Source organism: Rossellomorea sp. NS-SX7 (assembly GCF_052828565.1).
This window is the reverse complement of the sequence record NZ_CM128249.1, coordinates 2762019-2780897: the sequence shown is the minus strand read 5'-3', so window position 1 is coordinate 2780897 and position 18879 is coordinate 2762019. Positions and strand designations below refer to the sequence as shown.

At 45.4% G+C, this 18879-nt stretch carries 16 protein-coding genes and 1 other annotated feature; of the genes, 15 read left to right on the top strand and 1 reads right to left on the bottom strand.

The window, feature by feature from the left end; translation table 11 throughout:
* Window positions 1–67 precede the first annotated feature (67 nt).
* Both spoVID and ysxE read left to right on the top strand, forming a co-directional pair.
* Window positions 68–1264, top strand: coding sequence for a stage VI sporulation protein D (gene spoVID / locus ACUXV2_RS13955; RefSeq protein WP_446243791.1), 1197 nt, complete (start codon window positions 68–70; stop codon window positions 1262–1264).
* A 142-nt stretch (window positions 1265–1406) separates the two neighbouring features.
* Window positions 1407–2432 (top strand): spore coat protein YsxE, encoded by a 1026-nt coding sequence (gene ysxE / locus ACUXV2_RS13950; protein ID WP_446243790.1) that lies wholly within the window; start codon window positions 1407–1409, stop codon window positions 2430–2432.
* A gap of 43 nt (window positions 2433–2475) precedes the next feature.
* Here ysxE and ACUXV2_RS13945 read toward each other — a convergent pair whose 3' ends face one another.
* The gene (locus ACUXV2_RS13945; protein WP_446243789.1) at window positions 2476–2664 is read right to left on the bottom strand and encodes a hypothetical protein; all 189 of its coding nucleotides are present in this window, start codon (window positions 2662–2664) and stop codon (window positions 2476–2478) included.
* Window positions 2665–2835: 171 nt separating this feature from the next.
* Window positions 2836–3063 (top strand) — a binding site (T-box leader).
* A 70-nt stretch (window positions 3064–3133) separates the two neighbouring features.
* Between ACUXV2_RS13945 and ACUXV2_RS13940 the strand changes: the two genes are divergently transcribed.
* From ACUXV2_RS13940 to ACUXV2_RS13880, 13 genes are all read left to right on the top strand, one after another.
* Entirely contained in the window at window positions 3134–5785 is a 2652-nt protein-coding gene (locus ACUXV2_RS13940) for a valine--tRNA ligase (protein ID WP_446243788.1), read from the top strand.
* 103 nt (window positions 5786–5888) lie between these two features.
* Window positions 5889–7205: a bifunctional folylpolyglutamate synthase/dihydrofolate synthase gene (locus tag ACUXV2_RS13935; RefSeq protein WP_446243787.1), complete on the top strand. Its 1317-nt coding sequence runs from the start codon at window positions 5889–5891 to the stop codon at window positions 7203–7205.
* An 88-nt stretch (window positions 7206–7293) separates the two neighbouring features.
* Complete coding sequence (locus tag ACUXV2_RS13930; protein ID WP_446243786.1) at window positions 7294–9006, top strand: diguanylate cyclase; 1713 nt, start codon at window positions 7294–7296, stop codon at window positions 9004–9006.
* A gap of 230 nt (window positions 9007–9236) precedes the next feature.
* Window positions 9237–9854, top strand: a complete 618-nt coding sequence (locus ACUXV2_RS13925; RefSeq protein ID WP_446243785.1) for a hypothetical protein — start codon at window positions 9237–9239, stop codon at window positions 9852–9854.
* Between the two features lie 27 nt (window positions 9855–9881).
* Window positions 9882–11234, top strand: coding sequence for a VanW family protein (locus ACUXV2_RS13920; RefSeq protein WP_446243784.1), 1353 nt, complete (start codon window positions 9882–9884; stop codon window positions 11232–11234).
* Window positions 11235–11262: 28 nt separating this feature from the next.
* On the top strand, window positions 11263–12921 hold the full coding sequence (locus ACUXV2_RS13915; protein ID WP_446243783.1) for a GspE/PulE family protein: 1659 nt from the start codon (window positions 11263–11265) through the stop codon (window positions 12919–12921).
* A gap of 14 nt (window positions 12922–12935) precedes the next feature.
* Window positions 12936–13979 carry a type IV pilus twitching motility protein PilT gene (locus tag ACUXV2_RS13910; RefSeq protein ID WP_446243782.1) on the top strand — a complete coding sequence of 348 codons (1044 nt, stop codon included), beginning with the start codon at window positions 12936–12938 and terminating at the stop codon, window positions 13977–13979.
* Window positions 13976–15187, top strand: a complete 1212-nt coding sequence (locus ACUXV2_RS13905; RefSeq protein ID WP_446243781.1) for a type II secretion system F family protein — start codon at window positions 13976–13978, stop codon at window positions 15185–15187. Before ACUXV2_RS13910 ends, ACUXV2_RS13905 begins: the two co-directional genes overlap by 4 nt.
* Before the next feature lie 117 nt (window positions 15188–15304).
* Window positions 15305–15712 (top strand): type II secretion system protein, encoded by a 408-nt coding sequence (locus ACUXV2_RS13900; RefSeq protein WP_446243780.1) that lies wholly within the window; start codon window positions 15305–15307, stop codon window positions 15710–15712.
* A gap of 2 nt (window positions 15713–15714) precedes the next feature.
* Window positions 15715–16458: a prepilin peptidase gene (locus ACUXV2_RS13895; protein WP_446243779.1), complete on the top strand. Its 744-nt coding sequence runs from the start codon at window positions 15715–15717 to the stop codon at window positions 16456–16458.
* A 26-nt stretch (window positions 16459–16484) separates the two neighbouring features.
* Window positions 16485–17456, top strand: a complete 972-nt coding sequence (pilM, locus tag ACUXV2_RS13890; protein ID WP_446243778.1) for a type IV pilus biogenesis protein PilM — start codon at window positions 16485–16487, stop codon at window positions 17454–17456.
* Entirely contained in the window at window positions 17443–18036 is a 594-nt protein-coding gene (locus ACUXV2_RS13885; RefSeq protein WP_446243777.1) for a hypothetical protein, read from the top strand. The genes pilM and ACUXV2_RS13885 overlap by 14 nt, the downstream gene beginning before the upstream one ends.
* Window positions 18033–18749, top strand: coding sequence for a hypothetical protein (locus ACUXV2_RS13880; protein ID WP_446243776.1), 717 nt, complete (start codon window positions 18033–18035; stop codon window positions 18747–18749). Before ACUXV2_RS13885 ends, ACUXV2_RS13880 begins: the two co-directional genes overlap by 4 nt.
* Window positions 18750–18879: the final 130 nt, after the last annotated feature.

Genomic DNA, 18879 nt, shown 5'->3' with positions numbered 1-18879 from the left:
AAATCATAAAGTGATAATGACATTGTCATATATTTCTTAGGTTTGGAACTCGAAAGGAGGAATTTCTTTGTCACAAGATCAACAATCGTGCCTGCGATTTTCTTTGGAAGAATCAATTTGGTTCAAAAAAGGACAGGAAGTTGAAGAATTGCTATCTATCTCCTTAGATCCACATATAACGATACAAGAACAGGAACAGTATGTACTCATCAGAGGGACGCTTGATTTATCGGGTGAATACCTGCCGAGCACTCTCAGGGATGATGAAGGTGTAGACGAGTATGAAGCGAGCGGTAAATTCGTTCAGACTGTTGAAAGAAGGGAAAAAGGGGAAAATGAGTTTGTCCACCGATTCCCTGTCGATGTAACGATCCCTAAAAACCGGATTGCCAACTTAGGGGACATTGATGTATATGTTGAATCCTTTGACTATGTCGTGCCTGAAAATGCTTGTCTCAAACTGAATGCAGATTTGACCATCACAGGCATTTACGGTGAACAGCAGACTCATACTCCGCTTGAGGTGGAGTATAGTGAGGAAGAACTCTATGCCCCGCTTCACCGTTCTGCTGCAGTTGCTGATGCTCCTGTGGAAGAAGAGGAAGAGGCAAGACCTCATTACTATGATTATGATGATGAAGACGAGAATGAAACAATCCATCAAGAGAATGATGAATATGATCAAAATGAAGATACAGATGATTCAGAGGATGATGAGTATCAGCCGTTCTCGCTGGAAGGGAGAACGCCACCTGCAGGGGAAGAAGATGAGATTCCTGTCCATATCCAATATGATTCACATTCTGCGCAAGAAGAGAATTACTTCAGGAAGGAAAATGTGTTTGAACTTCCTGAGCATGAATTAAGCGAATCGTCGCAGGAACAGGAAGTCACGCAGCCGGCAAGTGAACAAGTGCAAAAGCCGGCCCCGGTTCAGGAAGAACAGGAAGAAGAGTCTTCCTCTATGGAAGTGGAATTGGAAGCTGAAAGTGAAGAAGCGGCTGATAAAAAGAAAAAAATCAAAGGGAAGAAGAAATACGAATCGATTTCCCTGACGGACTTCTTTGCACGCAAAGAAGATGAACGGGCGGCAAAGTTAAGAGTATGCATTGTTCAAGAAGGGGAAACACTCGATAACATTGCAGAAAAATACGATTTGACGATTGCCCAGCTGTTACGGGTCAACCATTTGGAAGCGAATCAGGATGTATACAATGGTCAGGTTCTCTATATTCCAAATGAGGAGCCTGTTTTCAAGGCATAATATAAAAATGAAGCAGAAAATGATTGAATAAAGACGATGAATCAGGACTGACACCAACATATTGGCGGCAGTCCGTTCTTTTTTTACTTGGACTTTGCTGATAAAGGTGAGCGGAGTCGAAAAAAAGGAGGTGCAAAAAAACGTGCAAACCATCGATAGCCTAAAACCTGTCCTCCAGCCATATGGGGTAGAGCCATTTTTTGTGGAAGACACGGGGAAAGTAAGCAAAGTATACTCAAACAAAGGGACACTGGCCGTAAAGCATATATCCGCCCAGACCGGAGTCGATTTCGTCCGTAACGTCCAAACTCTGTTTCAACGGGGCTATAACCGGATCGTGCCCATCTATCCGACAATGGATGGACGATATGCTGTCTGGCATGAGGGTGAACTCTACTATGTGATGCCTTGGCTGAACAACCTGGAGAAGGAAGACCGTTTCGAAAAACACCAGAAGCTGTTCCGTGAACTTGCCAGGCTCCATACGATCTCCTCACAGGATGTGAAAATAAACAAGGAAGAAAGAGAGTCGCACTATGAGCAGCTCACTTCTCGATGGGAAAAGGAACAGCAGTTTCTGGATGAATATGTGGAAGAATGTGAAAAGACTGTATATATGTCACCGTTTCAATACCACTTTTGTATGTATTATCAAGATGTTTCCCAGGCTCTGAAATTTTCACGGAAAATGCTCGATGAATGGTATGAGAGTACTAAGGACCTTGCGAAGGTCAGAACGGTCATCATCCACGGAAAGCTGTCTACAGAGCATTTCTTATTCGATGACAGGGGGCTGGGGTATTTCAATAACTTCGAAAACTCGAAGGTGGCATCTCCTTTTCATGATCTGCTGCCGTTCCTGTCGAGAACGTTGAAAACATATCCAAAGTATTATGATGAATGTGTGGAGTGGCTTGAAACATACTTTCAGCATTTTACTGCCCGCAACGAGGAGAGGCTGCTGTTTATGTGTTATTTAGCCTATCCCAGCTCCGTGATCGCCGTTGTGGAGAAATATTTTCATACTGCCAAAGGCAAAAGGAATGAACGTAAATCGCTAAGAAAGCTACAGCGTCATTACTGGCTGCTGAAAAACACAGAGTACGTAGTCATGCGCCTCGACGAAATCGAGCGCAAGAAAAAAGAAGCCGCAGAGGCTGAGGCATAAAGAAAGGACTGACGAAAAACGAAAGTCCATGTTTCGTCAGTCCTTATATCCAATCAAAATAGATGGCAAGGGCGATGCCAATGAAAAGGGTTAAGAGAAGAACATCAAATGTGGTGGGGAGCAGAATGGTCCGGATGGCTTGAAACACAGAAAAAGGGATGATGAATTGCTTACATATCAAGCGAACATTACGCAGCCATGGAGGCAGGGTGTATGGATTGTACCTTCGCATACGTTTCACTCACTTTCTGGGTAGATTCACTACTATATCCTATGAAAAGAATGAAAATTGGTTCTTGGGTAAACCATAGAGAGATACAGAAGAATATTTTTGAGTAAAATGGGCGATAATGATTGACGAAAGATCAGTGAATCCTATACTATAATGAGTACATAAATAATTTTAAAAGCGTTGAACAGGAAGAGTACATTGCCCCCCGCTTTCAGAGAGGAAAATCGATTGCTGAGAGATTTTCCAAGCGAAGACGATGGAAGGTCGCCTGAAGAGCTGCTTCTATGAAATCAGTAGTGGAAGCCGGTTAAAAGCCGTTATTGTTCATTGAGAGTTCAGGAGTCCCCGCGGCTTCTGAGAAAAAAGGTGGTACCGCGAAACGAATCCTTCGTCCTTTTACAGGGCGAAGGATTTTTTGTGTTTTATCAATCACCTAAAAAAACATACAACCATTAAGGGAGGATATACAATGGAAACCCAAGATCAATTATCGATGCCGACCAAGTATGATCCGAATGCCATTGAGCAGGGAAGATACAAATGGTGGCTGGATGGAAAGTTTTTTGAAGCGAAAAGTGAAAAGGAAAAGGAACCATACTCAATCGTCATCCCTCCTCCAAACGTAACTGGAAAACTTCACCTTGGCCACGCCTGGGATACGACACTACAAGACATCCTGACAAGAATGAAGCGTATGCAAGGCTATGACGTGCTTTGGCTTCCGGGTATGGATCACGCCGGTATCGCTACACAGGCAAAAGTGGACGAAAAGCTGCGCAGCCAAGGGATTTCACGCCATGACATGGGAAGAGAGAAATTCGTTGAAGAGACATGGAGATGGAAAGAAGAGTACGCTGAGCATATCCGCAAGCAATGGTCAAAAATCGGGCTGGGGCTTGATTACAGCCGTGAACGTTTTACGCTGGATGAAGGCTTATCTGAAGCAGTTCAAAAAGTATTCATCGACCTATATAACAAAGGCTTGATTTACCGTGGTGAGTATATCATCAACTGGGATCCAGCGACGAAGACAGCCCTATCCGACATCGAAGTTATCCACCAGGATGTCCAGGGTGCCTTCTATCACATGAAGTATCCTCTGGCTGATGGAAGCGGACATATCGAAATCGCGACAACACGTCCGGAAACGATGCTTGGTGATACGGCAGTTGCTGTACATCCTGAAGACGACCGATACAAGCACCTGATTGGCAAAACGGTCATCCTTCCGATCGTTGGGCGCGAAATCTCGATCGTCGGTGACGATTACGTAGACATGGAATTCGGTTCAGGTGCCGTGAAAATCACTCCTGCTCACGACCCGAATGATTTTGAAATCGGGAACCGCCACAATCTTGAACGCATCCTGGTGATGAATGAAGACGGCAGCATGAATGAAAATGCAGACAAATACAAAGGGATGGACCGCTTTGAGTGCCGCAAGCAAATTGTCAAAGACCTTCAGGAGGCTGGTGTACTGTTCAAAATCGAAGAACATATGCATTCGGTTGGACATTCTGAACGAAGCGGAGCGGTAGTAGAACCGTATCTGTCCACACAATGGTTCGTTAAGATGGATCCGCTCGCACAGGAAGCTGTCAAGCTGCAGGAAAAAGAAGACGAAAAAGTAACCTTTGTTCCTGACCGTTTCGAAACTTCATATATGCGTTGGATGGAAAATACACGAGATTGGTGTATTTCCCGTCAATTATGGTGGGGACATAGAATCCCGGCATGGTACCACAAACAAACCGGTGAAGTTTATGTAGGCAAAGAAGCACCAGCCGACAGTGAAAATTGGAAGCAGGAAGAAGACGTTCTCGATACATGGTTCAGTTCAGCGCTGTGGCCATTCTCCACAATGGGCTGGCCGGATCTTGATGCGGAAGACCTCAAGAGATACTATCCGACGAATACGCTTGTAACAGGCTACGATATCATCGGTTTCTGGGTATCCCGTATGATTTTCCAAGGACTTGAGTTTACAGGGGAGCGCCCATTCAAAGATGTTCTGATCCACGGCCTGGTTCGTGCTGAAGATGGCCGCAAAATGAGTAAGTCGCTTGGAAATGGTGTCGATCCGATGGATGTCATCGAAAAGTACGGTGCCGATTCACTTCGTTATTTCCTATCGACAGGCAGTTCACCTGGTCAGGATCTACGGTTCTCATTCGAGAAAGTGGAGTCTGTTTGGAACTTTGCCAATAAAATCTGGAATGCATCCCGTTTTGCCCTGATGAATATGGATGGCATGACCTACGATGAAATTGATTTGAGTGGTGAAAAATCCGTTGCCGACAAATGGATCCTTACCCGTCTGAACGAAACGATCGATAATGTGACACGACTTGCAGACCGCTATGAATTCGGTGAAGTCGGAAGAATCCTTTACAACTTCATCTGGGATGACTTCTGTGACTGGTATATCGAAATGGCGAAGCTTCCTTTATACGGGGAAGATGAAGCGGCAAAGAAAACAACCCGCTCGATCCTCGCTTATGTACTAGACAACACAATGCGACTTCTGCACCCGTTCATGCCGTTTATTACCGAGGAAATATGGCAGAACCTGCCGCATAAAGGCGAATCAATCACAGTGGCAGCTTGGCCGGAAGTAAACGAGGACCTGAACTACGCCGATGCTTCCGAAGAAATGAAGCTTCTTGTAGAAATCATCCGTGCCGTACGTAATGTACGTGCAGAAGTGAATACACCGATGAGCAAGCAGATCAAGCTGATCCTGAAAGCCAAGGATGAGAAGATCCTGAACATCCTGGATAAGAATAAAGGATACATCGAGCGTTTCTGTAATCCTGAACAATTGGATATGGGAACGGATATCACACCTCCGGAAAAAGCGATGACTGCGGTCGCGACAGGAGTGGAATTATTCCTTCCATTACAAGGACTCATCAACATCGAGGAAGAAATCGCCCGTCTTGAAAAAGAACTTGAAAAATGGACGAAAGAGGTAGCGCGCGTTCAAGGTAAGCTGAATAACGAAAAATTTGTAAGCAAAGCTCCTCAAAAAGTCGTTGACGAAGAAAAAGCCAAAGAAAAAGATTATCTTGAAAAGCAGGCAGCAGTAAAAGTAAGAATACAGGAACTCAAAACGGTATAAGAACAACTAGAGAAGGCTTAGGAGCAGGAGTCTAATTGTACAGGGAACCACCCCTAAAGCAGCTAGGCTCCCCTCCGGCCTTTTTTTGATGGGAGTGAAACAAATGTTTACATATGAAGAAGCTGTAGGGTGGATCCATGCCAGACTGAGACTCGGAATAAAGCCGGGACTCCAAAGAATGAATCATTTATTAGAGGAGCTTGGGAATCCCCATGAGAAATTAAAGTCCGTCCATATCGGCGGAACAAACGGGAAAGGATCGACGGTCACATACTTACGCAATATCCTCCAGGAGGCTGGCTATACGGTAGGTACATTTACTTCCCCTTATTTCGAACGGTTCACTGAGCGGATCTCTGTTAATGGGAATCCCATTCCTGATGAAGACCTTATTTCACTTGTTTCTCTCATAAAACCGATTGCAGAGGGGATGAAAGACAGCGAGTGGGGGGAACCATCCGAGTTTGAAGTCATCACGGCGATGAGCATGGTGTATTTTGCAGAGACTGCCAGGCCTGATCTTGTTTTATTTGAAGTAGGGCTTGGAGGAAGACTGGATTCCACGAATGTAATCACTCCCCTTGTTTCGATTATTACAAGTATCGGAATGGACCATATGAATTTTCTTGGAGATACCATTGAGGAAATCTCTTTCGAAAAGGCTGGTATCATCAAACAAGGTGTTCCTGTGGTAACAGGTGTCTCACAGCCTGAAGCAAGAAAGGTGATTTCTGACGCGGCAGCGGTAAAAGGCAGTCTGGTCTATCAATCAGAAAAGGATTTTCACACACATCGGGATACAGTGTTGGATAACGGAGAAAGATTTCAATTCGAGTCACCTTCACAAAGCGGCACCTATGAAATTTCCATGCTGGGATCGCATCAAATTCAAAATGCAGCACTGGCATTAAAGACGGTGGAATTACTTCGATCTCAGAATGAAATCACGTTTACTGATATGCATCTTTCGGCTGGGTTAAAAAAAGCATATTGGCCGGGGAGGATGGAATTGGTAAGTGAGAATCCGGCGGTCATTCTGGATGGTGCTCACAATCCGGAAGGGATAAAAGCCCTTGTGGCAACCATCAAGGAACGGTTTACGGCTAAAAACGTGACGATTCTTTTCTCTGCATTGAAAGATAAAGAATTGAAACACATGATTGGGCTGCTTGAAGAAGCGGCTTCAGCCATTAGCTTCACAACGTTTTCTTTTCCGAGAGTGGCGGAGGCAGATGAGTTATTCGCTTTATCCGATCACCCCAATAAAGTAAAAGCAGGTGACTGGCAGGTTTATGTAGACGAAAAATTGAACTCGATGGATGATGATGACGTGTTATTTATCACGGGGTCACTTTATTTTTTATCAGAGGTAAAACCAGTACTCATCCAAAAGTTAGAAAATTCTAGAAAAAGTAAGTGACTTTATTCTTTTACTCTGATAAAATATTCTTAAACTTGTGACTATTTAACTATTTTTCAATATAGATGGCAGATGAAGGAGGAGAGATATGCAGCTTTCACTAAAAAAGAAACTATGGATCCTGTTTGCATGGCTGGCAATCGTGCCTGCCGGATTGTATTATACATATCAATTCTATCCTCCTCAAAATGTGGAAGGAAACGGATGGGAACTGCTCACGCTGGTAGTATTTGCCACAGCCATCCCGCTAATGCCGATCGTCATCAATGGCTCCACCATCTTCTTTATTCAATGGGTAACCCTTGTGGGATTCTTGAAATACGGTTTATTTGTAGAAATCGTTCTGATGCAGTTTTCAATTATCCCCTTGCTGATAAGACTTCGAATGGCTAAAACAGATTGGCACAGGGCGCCATTAAATTCCCTCATGTTTTTTCTTGTTTCTTTTTCAAGCGGTTTGATCTATTTTCTGCTTGGCGGTGAAACGGGTGCGACAAGCATAGGGGAAATGCTTCCTGCCGCCTTGAGTTACCAAGTGGCATCCATCATGATCAATCAATTCCTTCTATTAGCCTATCAGCGTTATGTAGTCGTGAATGATATACGTTTTTACAGCAAAGATTTCATATGGGATTTTATTGCAAATATGATCATGTTCCCGATGTCTCTTTCACTGTATTTCCTCACTTTCCAAATAGGTCCATTCGCCTCGCTGCTGATTGGTATTCCATTCATTAGTTTATCGATGATATTGAAGATGTATAATTCCTCTGAAAAAATCAATGAATCCCTTCAAAAAGCCGGGGAAATAGGACATCAGCTGACAGAGAGCCTGAAAGTGGATGAAGTACTCGATATCTTCCTTGAAAAGATCATTGAAACCCTGCCAGTGGAATACGCGTACATATTGGACTGCAAAGGTGATGAACTGGTTCTTTTGAGAAGGGTCGAAAGCAAGCAGAAAAATGTCCATAAGTTCCCAACTTTGAGAAAAGGCCAGGGAATCAGCGGTATGGTGTGGGAGTCAGGAAAGTCGGTCATTTATGACTCCAGGTCTGAATGGGTCGCACTCGCAGACGCATATATGCCCGCCGGGGTGGAAAGCGTTCTGTGCGTACCGATTGTGAGAAGCCAGAAGGTGGAGGGAATCCTTCTCTTGGCGTCTTCAAAAAAACGGTCATATGAAAAATTTCAATTGATGATTGTAGAAATCCTGTGCTCCTATTTCGGGGTCGCCATTCAAAACGCAAGACATCATGAAAAAACGAAGCAAAACAGTGAAAGATGTGCGCTCACGAATCTTTATAATTACCGATACTTCGAAGATATGCTGTCACTCGAGTTCAATGAACTGGAAAAAGGGGAGAGAACATCCCTTTCCCTGATAATGCTCGATCTCGATCACTTCAAGGTCATCAACGATAACTACGGGCATCAGAGCGGCAATGAAATATTGATAGAGCTCGCTGACCGGTTATGCAAGCTGATTGGGAAGCATGGGACTGTCGCAAGATATGGCGGCGAGGAATTTGTCATTCTTCTGCCGGATACGGAAAGAAGTGAAGCACTTTCGCTTGCGGAACGTGTGAGGAAGAGCATCGCGCATCGCCCATTTGTGCTTCATGATACGCTTCAAGCATCAAACAGAAAATTAATGGTCAGGATCACTGCGAGTATCGGAGTTGCGACTGCGCCTCAGGATGCAGATGATACCATGGCTTTGATACGCCACGCCGACAGGGCGCTGTATACAGGTGCAAAGCAGGCCGGGCGGAATCGTGTGGCGGAATATGTGAAATAGGGACACCTTCCTTTGCAGGGGAAGGTGTTTTTTATGAGCACTTATCTTTTCTTGTGGTACACACCAGAAACATCAGCAAAAGCATCTTTTTGTATAATCAGTGACCGGCTTCTATTTTTCTGCCTTAGGGTGCAATCACATTGTTTCAATTTTAATGATTTTGTAATAAAATAGTAATAGTCGAAAATTGTACGAAACTATCGATTTTAGTCTGAACACGGAGGTTTGTCATGAACGCTTTACTATTTGCTGCCGGTGCCTATCTCCTCTTGCTGCCGTTCCTGAAATTCATTCCAATACAGCTGCCGTTTAAACAGAAGGTGATGATTTCTTCGATCTCCTTTTGTATAACCATCCTTGCTTTAATAGGAAGTGAGTTTCTTCCGTTTATTAGTGTGTTTGCCATATTGGTTCTATTAACAGGTATGAGTGCCTATTTGATAGAGTCAAGAATTCAGAACAGGACAACTGTACTGCACCCTGAACCTCAACCAGAATCTCTTTCTCCCGCCACCCAGCGTCATGAACCCAAAATCTATGAAACTATTAAAGAACATCATGTCTATGATGCAGATGAAGAAGCAGTGTCAGAAACTGCGTCAGAAGAAGTCTTCATTGAAGAAGAACATCAGGACTACATAAAAGTTATGGAGTGGGAAGACACACAGACTGAAGGTGCCCATGAAGGTGAAGGACCGGACGTACTTGATCATAATGTGATGGCAGAAGTAGAAGAACTGCCGTTAATCGACGACAGGTTGCCGGATCCCGTCGATGACCCCTCATCTTTTCATGGGGATGATGAGGAAGAAGAATATAATCGATTATTTTCCGGTAGAGACAGATAAAATCACAGTCGGGGAGGAGGTCCCTCATTGAAAAAATCAACATACACCATACCCGTTTTTTTCGTGTTATGCACAGTATACCTATTCGGTTCTGCGCATGCAGGGACCTATTTATATGATCATTTTTTTCAATCTGAACATGTATCCGCCAATGAAACGATGATTGCGGGTATAAAAATGTCAAATGAAAAAACCGACGAAACGAAACTGCAAGAAGAAATACGGGTTTGGAAAGAGAGTCACCTTCTAAAGGTTACCTATTTGGGCATGGAGGAACGCATCCCTTCGGAAGTATTCCAATTTGATATTGATGCCACCATTGAGAATGCGTCAGAAGGGGGAGAATCCCCGCTTCTCCTGCAAGTGGATGAAGGATTGTTCCGGGAGTTGCTGACCTCCCTTGGGATTGATGTTGATCGCATACATATAGAGAGTCTTATAGATGCTGTAACGAAGAGCGCCTCAATGCTCCAAGAGGAAGAGCGGGAATTCGCGCTTGAAGATTATCTGAACAGCCCGGAAGAAATGCAGGTACTTGCTGAAAATGAGATAGGGGACGTTGAATTGACACCGGGGCTAGAAGAATTTCTTTCCTCTTTTACAGAATTCGATATCGAACCCATCTCCACTTTTTCCCTCCTGGAATTTGTGGAAGACCAGCATATCAGCTACCTGACGGATGAAGAGCTGAGTTTAATCTCAACGGGTTTATATAAACTTCTTCTGCACTCCGACCTTGACATCGTTCAGCGTAATCAGGGCCGATCTCTGCCGGAATATGCAGAGCTTGGATTCGAAGCAAGAGTGGATAGAGAGCTTCATCAGGACTTCAGATTCGCAAATCCGAACAGTCAGCCATACAAGCTTCGTTTTCAGATGACCGGGGATATTCTTTCCTTTGTTTTAGAAGGGCCCCAACTCCCATACGAGGTCGAAATTTCTCTAGAGAACAAGCAAACAATCGAACCGAGGGTGATTAAGCAATACACACCATATGTCGAACAGGGACGGACAAAAGTCAGGGCTGAAGGAAAAGAAGGTGTCCAGATTGAGGTATGGAAGACCATGCTGGATTCCACCGGTGCTGTGTTGAAAGAGGAATTAGTTTCCCGCGATTATTATCCGCCTGTTCACAGGGAGGAGCTCGTCAGCCTACAGGACTACATCGCAAGCAATGCGGAAAGTGGATCAGAAGGAGAAGCTGCGGACAGTTCCCCGGCTTCGAATGATGGTGAGGCAGTGGAATCCAATCAGACCGTTAATGATGAGGGTGACAGCGATGCAGGAGACGATGCTGATCAAACGGAACCGCAGCAGGAGGAGAGTGCTGATACCCGGCCTTCCTCAAGCGGGGATACTCCGGATCCAAATATGAAGTAATAGTCATGAAAGAAGAGGGTGACAAGAGATGGCGCAAGAACGGAAACGATTAGGTGACTTATTAGTGGAAGCAGGATTGCTGACGGAGGAAAAGCTTCAGCAGGCACTGAAAGAGAAGAGTAAGGATCAAAAACTCGGTGATGCCATCCTTCAGAAGGGGTACATCACGGAGCAGCAATTGATCGAGGTGCTCGAGTTTCAACTGGGCATCCCGCATGTTAGCTTATTCCGATATCCGTTTGACCAAAAGCTCTTTCACCTGATCCCGAAAGACATGGCGAAACGGAACTCCATCATCCCTTTGAAAAAAGAGGGAGACAAGCTGTTTGTCGCGATGGCGGATCCGATGGATTTTTATGTGATAGAAGATCTCCGTCTTTCTACAGGTTTTTTCATTGAGACAGCGATAGCGACCAAAGATGATATTCTGAGGTCGATCAATAAATTCTATGATATGGATGAAAGCTTTGAAGAGTTAAAAGGAGTAGGGAACGAACCGCAGATCGAGCAGGATGAAACGATCATGGATCAGGATTCGCCGATTGCCAGACTGGTAAATCAGATCCTCTCGAATGCGATGACCCAAAAGGCAAGTGATATCCATATCGATCCGCAGGAAACGAGGGTGCTGATACGGTATCGGGTCGACGGCATCCTCCGGACGGAAAGAGCGATCCCGAAACATATGCAGAGCATGTTGACCGCAAGGATTAAGATCATGTCCCAGCTCGATATCACGGAACACAGGGTTCCCCAGGATGGCAGGATCAAGACGAATATCGATTTCCGCCCGATCGATCTGCGGGTATCGACATTGCCGACCATCTATGGTGAAAAAATGGTTCTCCGTATCCTTGACTTGAGCTCTTCGCTAAACGACCTGACCCAGCTCGGGTTCAATACGCTTAATATGAAAAGGTTCCAGTCCCTGATCGAACGTCCGACAGGCATTGTCTTGATTACCGGGCCGACGGGGTCAGGGAAATCATCCACTCTATATGCAGCTTTAAATAAGCTGAATAGTGAAGAAGTCAATATCATCACCGTTGAGGATCCAGTCGAGTATCAGCTCGAAGGGATCAATCAGATCCAGGTGAATGCAAATGTCGGGCTTACATTTGCAAAAGGACTGCGATCGATCCTGCGGCAGGATCCGAATATCATCATGGTCGGGGAGATCCGGGATAAAGAAACGGTAGAAGTGGCCATCCGTGCATCCCTGACTGGTCATCTGGTCTTGAGTACGATCCATACGAATGACTCACTGACGACCGTCACCCGGCTCATCGACATGGGGGTCGAACCGTTCCTGGTGGCGACCTCCCTGAGCGGGATCGTCGCACAGCGTCTGGTGCGGAAGGTATGCCGTGACTGTTCCGTTGAAGAGACTCCGACCAGGAGGGAACTCGATATTTTCAAGCGCAGAGGGCTCTCGGTCGAGAAAATCACTCGTGGAAAAGGCTGTGCTGCCTGTAATATGACCGGATATAAAGGCAGGCTGGCGATTCATGAAGTCCTCGTCATCAATGAAGAAATGAAAAAAATCATCATGAACAATGAACCGCTGTCAGCTTTGCGGGAAGCGGCATACAGATCGAAAACGATCTTTCTGCTGGATGATGGTTTGTTGAAGGTGAAGCAAGGGATTACCACGACAGAAGAAATTCTCCGGGTTGCAATCGAGTAAAGAAGGTGATCACGATGAAAGAACGCATCAATCATTTATTAAGAGCAGCATTCGAATTAAAAGCGTCCGACATCCATCTCACCGTCGGATCATCTCCCGTGTTTCGCATCCACGGAGATTTGAAACGGTACGGGCAGGATGTCTTGAAGCCTGTGGATACAGAGCAAATGGCGAAAGCCGTCATCCCTGAAGAGCTTTGGGATGAATTTAAAGAACATGGAGAGCTTGACCTTTCGTATGCAATTCCCGGGGTCTCGCGTTTCAGGGTGAATGCATACCATCAGCGTTCATGCATTAGCATCGCACTGCGTGTCGTACCGACGAAAATACCTACGCTCGAAGAATTGAATCTTCCGGACGTACTGACTAGGATTGCCGAAAAGCCTCAAGGCCTTGTGCTCGTGACAGGACCGACGGGAAGCGGGAAATCGACTACTTTGGCTTCGATGATCCAATACATGAACCAAACGATGAGAAAACATATCATCACACTGGAAGACCCGATCGAGTATTTACATAAGCACGGATCGTCGATTATCGATCAGCGCGAAGTGGGATTTGATACGAAGTCATTCGCATATGGGCTGCGCAGCGCACTGAGACAGGATCCCGACGTCATACTTGTAGGGGAGATGCGTGATCTCGAAACGATCCATACCGCAATAACGGCGGCTGAAACCGGTCATCTTGTGCTCGGTACACTGCATACATCGAGTGCGGTGTCCACGATTGAACGGATCATCGATGTTTTTCCATCCGTCCAGCAGTCTCAAATCAGGGTGCAACTCGCTTCCGTCCTTCAGGGGATCATCGCGCAGCGTTTGTTGCCGACTTCAGACCGGCAGGGGAGGGTGGCTGCAACCGAAGTGCTCCTGAATAATTCAGCAGTCGCGAACCTGATCCGTTCCGAGAAGATACACCAAATCCCAAGCGTCATGCAGACATCAAAGGCTATGGGGATGGAACTTCTTCAATCGTCTGTCAAACGATACGTGGACAAGGGGCTTGTTTCACGTGAAGCTGCCCAGCCTTACATGCAGGAGAACGGTTCTGTATGACGCGGTTTAAATATGAAGGAAGGGACAGGAGCGGGAGGAAGCGGGGAGTGATTACCGCTCCTTCTAAAAAAGAAGCCATGCTGAAGCTGAAGAATCAGGGGATCCGGGTCATATCTGCAGAAGAAATGCCGGAAACCCTTCTCACAAAGGAGATTACGCTTGGGAATCCAGTGAAGCTTCAGCAAATGGTCGTTTTCCTGAGGCAGTTTTCCACTCTGTTGAAAGCAGGCGTGACCGTCGTCGATGCAACGAGGATTCTCTCTGCTCAAACAAGCAGTAAGGCATTATCCAAGGTACTCGGAGAAGTGGAGATGGAACTGAAAGAAGGACATCCGCTGTCAGATGCTTTCGCCAAGCACCGAAAGGTCTTTGAACCCCTGTTCATCAATATGCTGAAAGCCGGTGAAGCGACTGGAAGCCTCGATGAAACGCTCGAGCGCCTCGGTGACCACTATGAAAAGCAGCATATGACCCGGCAAAAAGTCATCGCGGCACTCTCATATCCTGCAGTGGTCGGTGTCATCGCCATCGGCGTCGTCATCTTCCTGCTGCTTGCCGTCGTCCCTACCTTTGTTGATATGTTCGCAGATATGGGAAGCGAGCTGCCGATGATCACCAGGGCTGTGCTTGGCGCCAGTGAAATGGTGCAGCGCTATTGGTATCTTCTATTGATGCTCGTCATTTTGGCTGTCGTCGGAATCACCTTGATAAGGCGCAAAAAGGAAACGAAATATTATCTGGATTATGCCATTTTACGGATACCAATCTTCGGGAGCCTCATCCAGAAAGCGCTTCTTGCCAGGATGACAAGGACATTCAGTTCGTTATTCTCAAGTTCTGTCCCCATTCTTCAGTCCATGATGATATTGGAGAAAGTCGTGGAAAATGAAGTGATCGCAAGAGTGATCAAAGAATCCCGGGATTCCCTTGAGAGCGGAGGCTCGCTTACAGAACCGATGAAAGATCATTGGGCGATCCCGCCGCTCGTTTCACATATGATCTCCATCGGGGAAGAAACGGGATCTCTTGACGGGATGCTGTCCAAAGTCGCGGACTTCTATGAAAAAGAAGTCGAAAACACGACAGACCAGCTGAAATCCCTGATCGAGCCTTTAATGATCGTGGTACTTGCCGGCCTAGTAGGGACAATAGTCACGGCCATCATGATACCGATGTTTGAAATGTTTAACAATGTTCAAAATTTCTAGTAAATATGATAAAATTTTACACATTCTTACTATTTTTTTGAATGTCCTGTTGTATAATGGTAGTAGATTAATAGAGTACTAAAGTACTACATAAGAACCAGAATGGGAGGAAGAAAGATGTTGAAAAAGTTTTTGAAAAATGATAAGGGATTAACGCTTGTCGAGTTGCTTGCTGTTATTGTGATTTTGGGGATTATTGCGGCGATTGCGGTGCCGAGTATTGGTGGGATTATTAATAATAGTAAAGATGATGCTAAAATTGCTGACGCTCTTCAAATTATTAATGCGGCAAAATTAGCGCAGGCTGAGGATTCTTCTAAAACTTCATGGGAGTTAAACCCTGCTACTGGTAGTACTTCAGGTAGTTTAAATTCATATTTATCAAAAGTAGGAGACGAGTCGTTTGTTGTTTCATTTACAAATAATGAATATAGAATTGCAAATCATGAAGCCCAAGCAGTTATTACTAATGAAGGTAATGCAGGCTATTTAACTGAAAAAGAACTTTCAAACGCAGCGAAATAATAATGATTTTCATCATAATCCTCTACGCACTCCTCCTAGGCTCCTTCTACAACGTAGTCGGCCTGAGAGTGCCACTGAAGAAATCAATTGTAAAACCAAGGTCCAGCTGTCCATACTGCCGTCATCAATTGACGGCCCTGGAGCTCATACCTGTAATTTCATATCTCATCCAAAAGGGGAAATGTCGCCAGTGTAAAGGGCGCATTTCTCCTTTATATCCATTTATGGAAGCTTTGAACGCTGGGCTATTTGTACTAGCCTACTTGCAACTGGGTATGCAGTGGGAGATCCTTGTTGCCTGGACCCTGATTTCCATGCTCGTCATCATAACGGTTTCCGACCTTAAATATATGGTCATCCCGGATAAAGTCCTTCTCTTTTTCCTGGTGCTGATCATCATCGAGCGCATCTTCATTCCTCTTTCGCCATGGTGGGACAGCTTCGCAGGCGGAGCGCTCGGCTTCGGGCTGCTTCTGCTTATCGCCATCATCAGTAAAGGCGGCATGGGCGGAGGAGATATCAAGCTTTACGGCGTCATCGGTCTTGCAGTCGGGGTGAAAGTAACCATCCTTTCCTTCATGATCGCCACATTCCTGGGAGCGGTCATCGGACTGACAGCCCTTGCATTCAAGCTCATCGAAAAAGGAAAGCCGATTCCCTTTGGCCCCTTCATCGCTGCCGGGACGATTCTAGCTTATCTATTTGGAGATGAGATTATTTCTGTTTATCTATCATTATTCTATTAAAGTATTGCAAAGAAAGGATCCGGTCCATGGGTTTTCTATCGTTTCTCTCAAGTTCTCATAAAACAGCAAATATAGTATTCACTGACCATTGCATCCGATTTCTCGAGCTGAAACAGTCTTCCCCGCCACTGGTGGCTTCAATGGACGAACGTAAGCTCCCTGACGGCGTCATCAAAGGAGGAAGGATCGTCGATGAAGAAACCCTTCTGTATATATTGGAAGAATGCATCGACGAATGGAAAATCAAGCGCAAACCTGTCCGGTTCGTGGTACCGGATCCGTTCGTTGTCCTGAGAAAAGTCTCGATACCGTCTGACATCAGGGAAGATGAAATGGAAGGCTATCTCTTCCTCGAAATAGGATCAAGCATCCATTTACCGTTTGAAGACCCGGTATTTGATTATTCGATACTGGGAGCTTCAGGAGAGAAGCAAGAGGTTCTATTGGTTGCATCCCAGGAAGAAATCGTCGACAGCTATAAACGCTTGCTTGAAGAAGTGAAGCTGAAGCCTGTAGCTGCCGATATCGCCCCTCTTGCCTTATATCGTACCGTCCTTCATGAAGGAAAGGCGCTGCCGCACGAACACACGATGCTGCTTCATATGGATGAACTGCTTTTGACGGTCTCGATCTTTCACAAGCATGAACCCATCTTCACAAGGCCGATCGTACTGGAAGCAGAAATGGAAGACCGTGTGCCAGAGGGTGGTTTGCCAGTGAACATGCTTCAGGATGCGCTCAATGAAATTGAAAAAGTGATGAACTTTTACCGCTACTCATTGAATAAAGGCGAACAATCCGTCGGAAAGGCTGTTGTCAGCGGAGGTCATCCACGTTTGCAGCTTCTAAAAGAACAGCTGCAGGAGAGGGTTTCGATCCCTGTGGAATTACTTCAGTTGAAAAATGTCCCGACTCACCATGATGAATTGGTGCCATCGGGATACGCCATAGCATTAGGTCTTGCGTTAAAAGAGGTGCAGCTCAGTGAAACTTATTGATATCAATCTATTGCCACATAAAGAAAAGAAACGGAATGCTTTTACATACAGCGTAACGGGTACAATATTATTCATCATTCTGCTCGCTGCTTTGATGCTGTTGTCATGGCAGAACACCCTCACTGAAACAGAGAGGACAGATGCAGAGATCGATACGACAAAGAAAATCATCGAGGTCCAGCAGACTAAAGTCCTTGGTGCGGAAGCGTCCAACAGTATCGGAGCGCTGAACAAAGCGGTTCAGGACATGGTGGACTATCCCGTAAAGACCGTTCCGCTGCTGAATGAGCTGATTTCCCTTTTACCGGAGAGAGGGTTCATCCGGGAACTTGAGTATAGCGACCGGACAATCATCAACGTAGCCGTCCAGTTCGATTCTTCAAGGGAAGCTGCATTCTACCTTTCCCGTTTGAAAAATGTGGATTGGATCAAGGAAGGCGAGATACTTGAAATCACGACTGAAGAAGTCGGGGAGTCAGACGAAGAAGATATCCTCCCAAGATATTTGGCCATGTATGCCCTTCACCTAGATTCAGACAAGCTCTCAGCACTTCTTTCTGAAGAGGGGGAAGAAGAATGAAAGTCGATTTCACAAAAAAACAATGGTCGTTATTGACCAGCCTGATCGTGATCGGCCTGGTCAGCTTAACGGGGATATACTATCTGATTTTACAGCCTGCAGATGAAAGACTGCAGTTTAAAAAAGAAGAACTGGGGATTCAGGTGAAATTGCAGGAAGCGGTCGAGGCTAAAGTGAACAGTATCGAGCAAAATGAGACGCCGGATTCCGGCTCGCTGCAAAAGAAAGTCCCTGTCGAACCATTAACGGAGCGAATGATATTGGACTTGGAAAAAGCAGAACTGCTTTCTGGAATCACCATTCAATCTATTCAATTCGAGAAAACGGACGGAGCCCTTGCAACTGAGGAAAGTGAAGGAACAGACTCCGCTCCGGCCGGTGAAACCGAGCTTCCTTCTCTATTAAAAAGGCTTCAGATGACAATGATGGTAGAATCCCCGACCTATTTCGAAATGGAAAAATTCCTCGATGAAATAGAATCTCTTGAAAGAATCGTCGAAATCAACGGGCTGTACTTCCAAGGGGAAGAAGAACTGAAAGAAAGTATGGAAGGATACAGCGAAGACACCATCACCTTTGAGATAATCGCATCTGCCTTCTACATCCCGGAACTCGATGATCTTAAAGACGGAATTCCCGTCATAGAAAGCCCATCACCATCCCTCAAAAAAAATCCGTTCCCTCAATTTCCTAACGAAGGAGATAATGATTAGTCCGGCTTTTTATCTTCTTAAAAATCTTTTTATGAGGGTTAGGTTTAAGTTTTGTGGATTTCAGATCGGCTCCAGCTGTTGATTGGAGTGCAAGACGAAGACTCCTGCGGGAGAAGTGGCCAATGTGAGA

Excerpts from the sequence above, each read along its gene's own strand:
- ACUXV2_RS13945 (WP_446243789.1), bottom strand. The coding sequence starts at position 2,664 with ATGCGAAGGTACAATCCATACACCCTGCCTCCATGGCTGCGTAATGTT.
- ACUXV2_RS13940 (WP_446243788.1), top strand. The coding sequence starts at position 3,134 with ATGGAAACCCAAGATCAATTATCGATGCCGACCAAGTATGATCCGAAT.
- ACUXV2_RS13935 (WP_446243787.1), top strand. The coding sequence starts at position 5,889 with ATGTTTACATATGAAGAAGCTGTAGGGTGGATCCATGCCAGACTGAGA.
- ACUXV2_RS13930 (WP_446243786.1), top strand. The coding sequence starts at position 7,294 with ATGCAGCTTTCACTAAAAAAGAAACTATGGATCCTGTTTGCATGGCTG.
- ACUXV2_RS13925 (WP_446243785.1), top strand. The coding sequence starts at position 9,237 with ATGAACGCTTTACTATTTGCTGCCGGTGCCTATCTCCTCTTGCTGCCG.
- ACUXV2_RS13915 (WP_446243783.1), top strand. The coding sequence starts at position 11,263 with ATGGCGCAAGAACGGAAACGATTAGGTGACTTATTAGTGGAAGCAGGA.
- ACUXV2_RS13910 (WP_446243782.1), top strand. The coding sequence starts at position 12,936 with ATGAAAGAACGCATCAATCATTTATTAAGAGCAGCATTCGAATTAAAA.
- ACUXV2_RS13905 (WP_446243781.1), top strand. The coding sequence starts at position 13,976 with ATGACGCGGTTTAAATATGAAGGAAGGGACAGGAGCGGGAGGAAGCGG.
- ACUXV2_RS13900 (WP_446243780.1), top strand. The coding sequence starts at position 15,305 with ATGTTGAAAAAGTTTTTGAAAAATGATAAGGGATTAACGCTTGTCGAG.
- ACUXV2_RS13895 (WP_446243779.1), top strand. The coding sequence starts at position 15,715 with ATGATTTTCATCATAATCCTCTACGCACTCCTCCTAGGCTCCTTCTAC.
- pilM (WP_446243778.1), top strand. The coding sequence starts at position 16,485 with ATGGGTTTTCTATCGTTTCTCTCAAGTTCTCATAAAACAGCAAATATA.
- ACUXV2_RS13880 (WP_446243776.1), top strand. The coding sequence starts at position 18,033 with ATGAAAGTCGATTTCACAAAAAAACAATGGTCGTTATTGACCAGCCTG.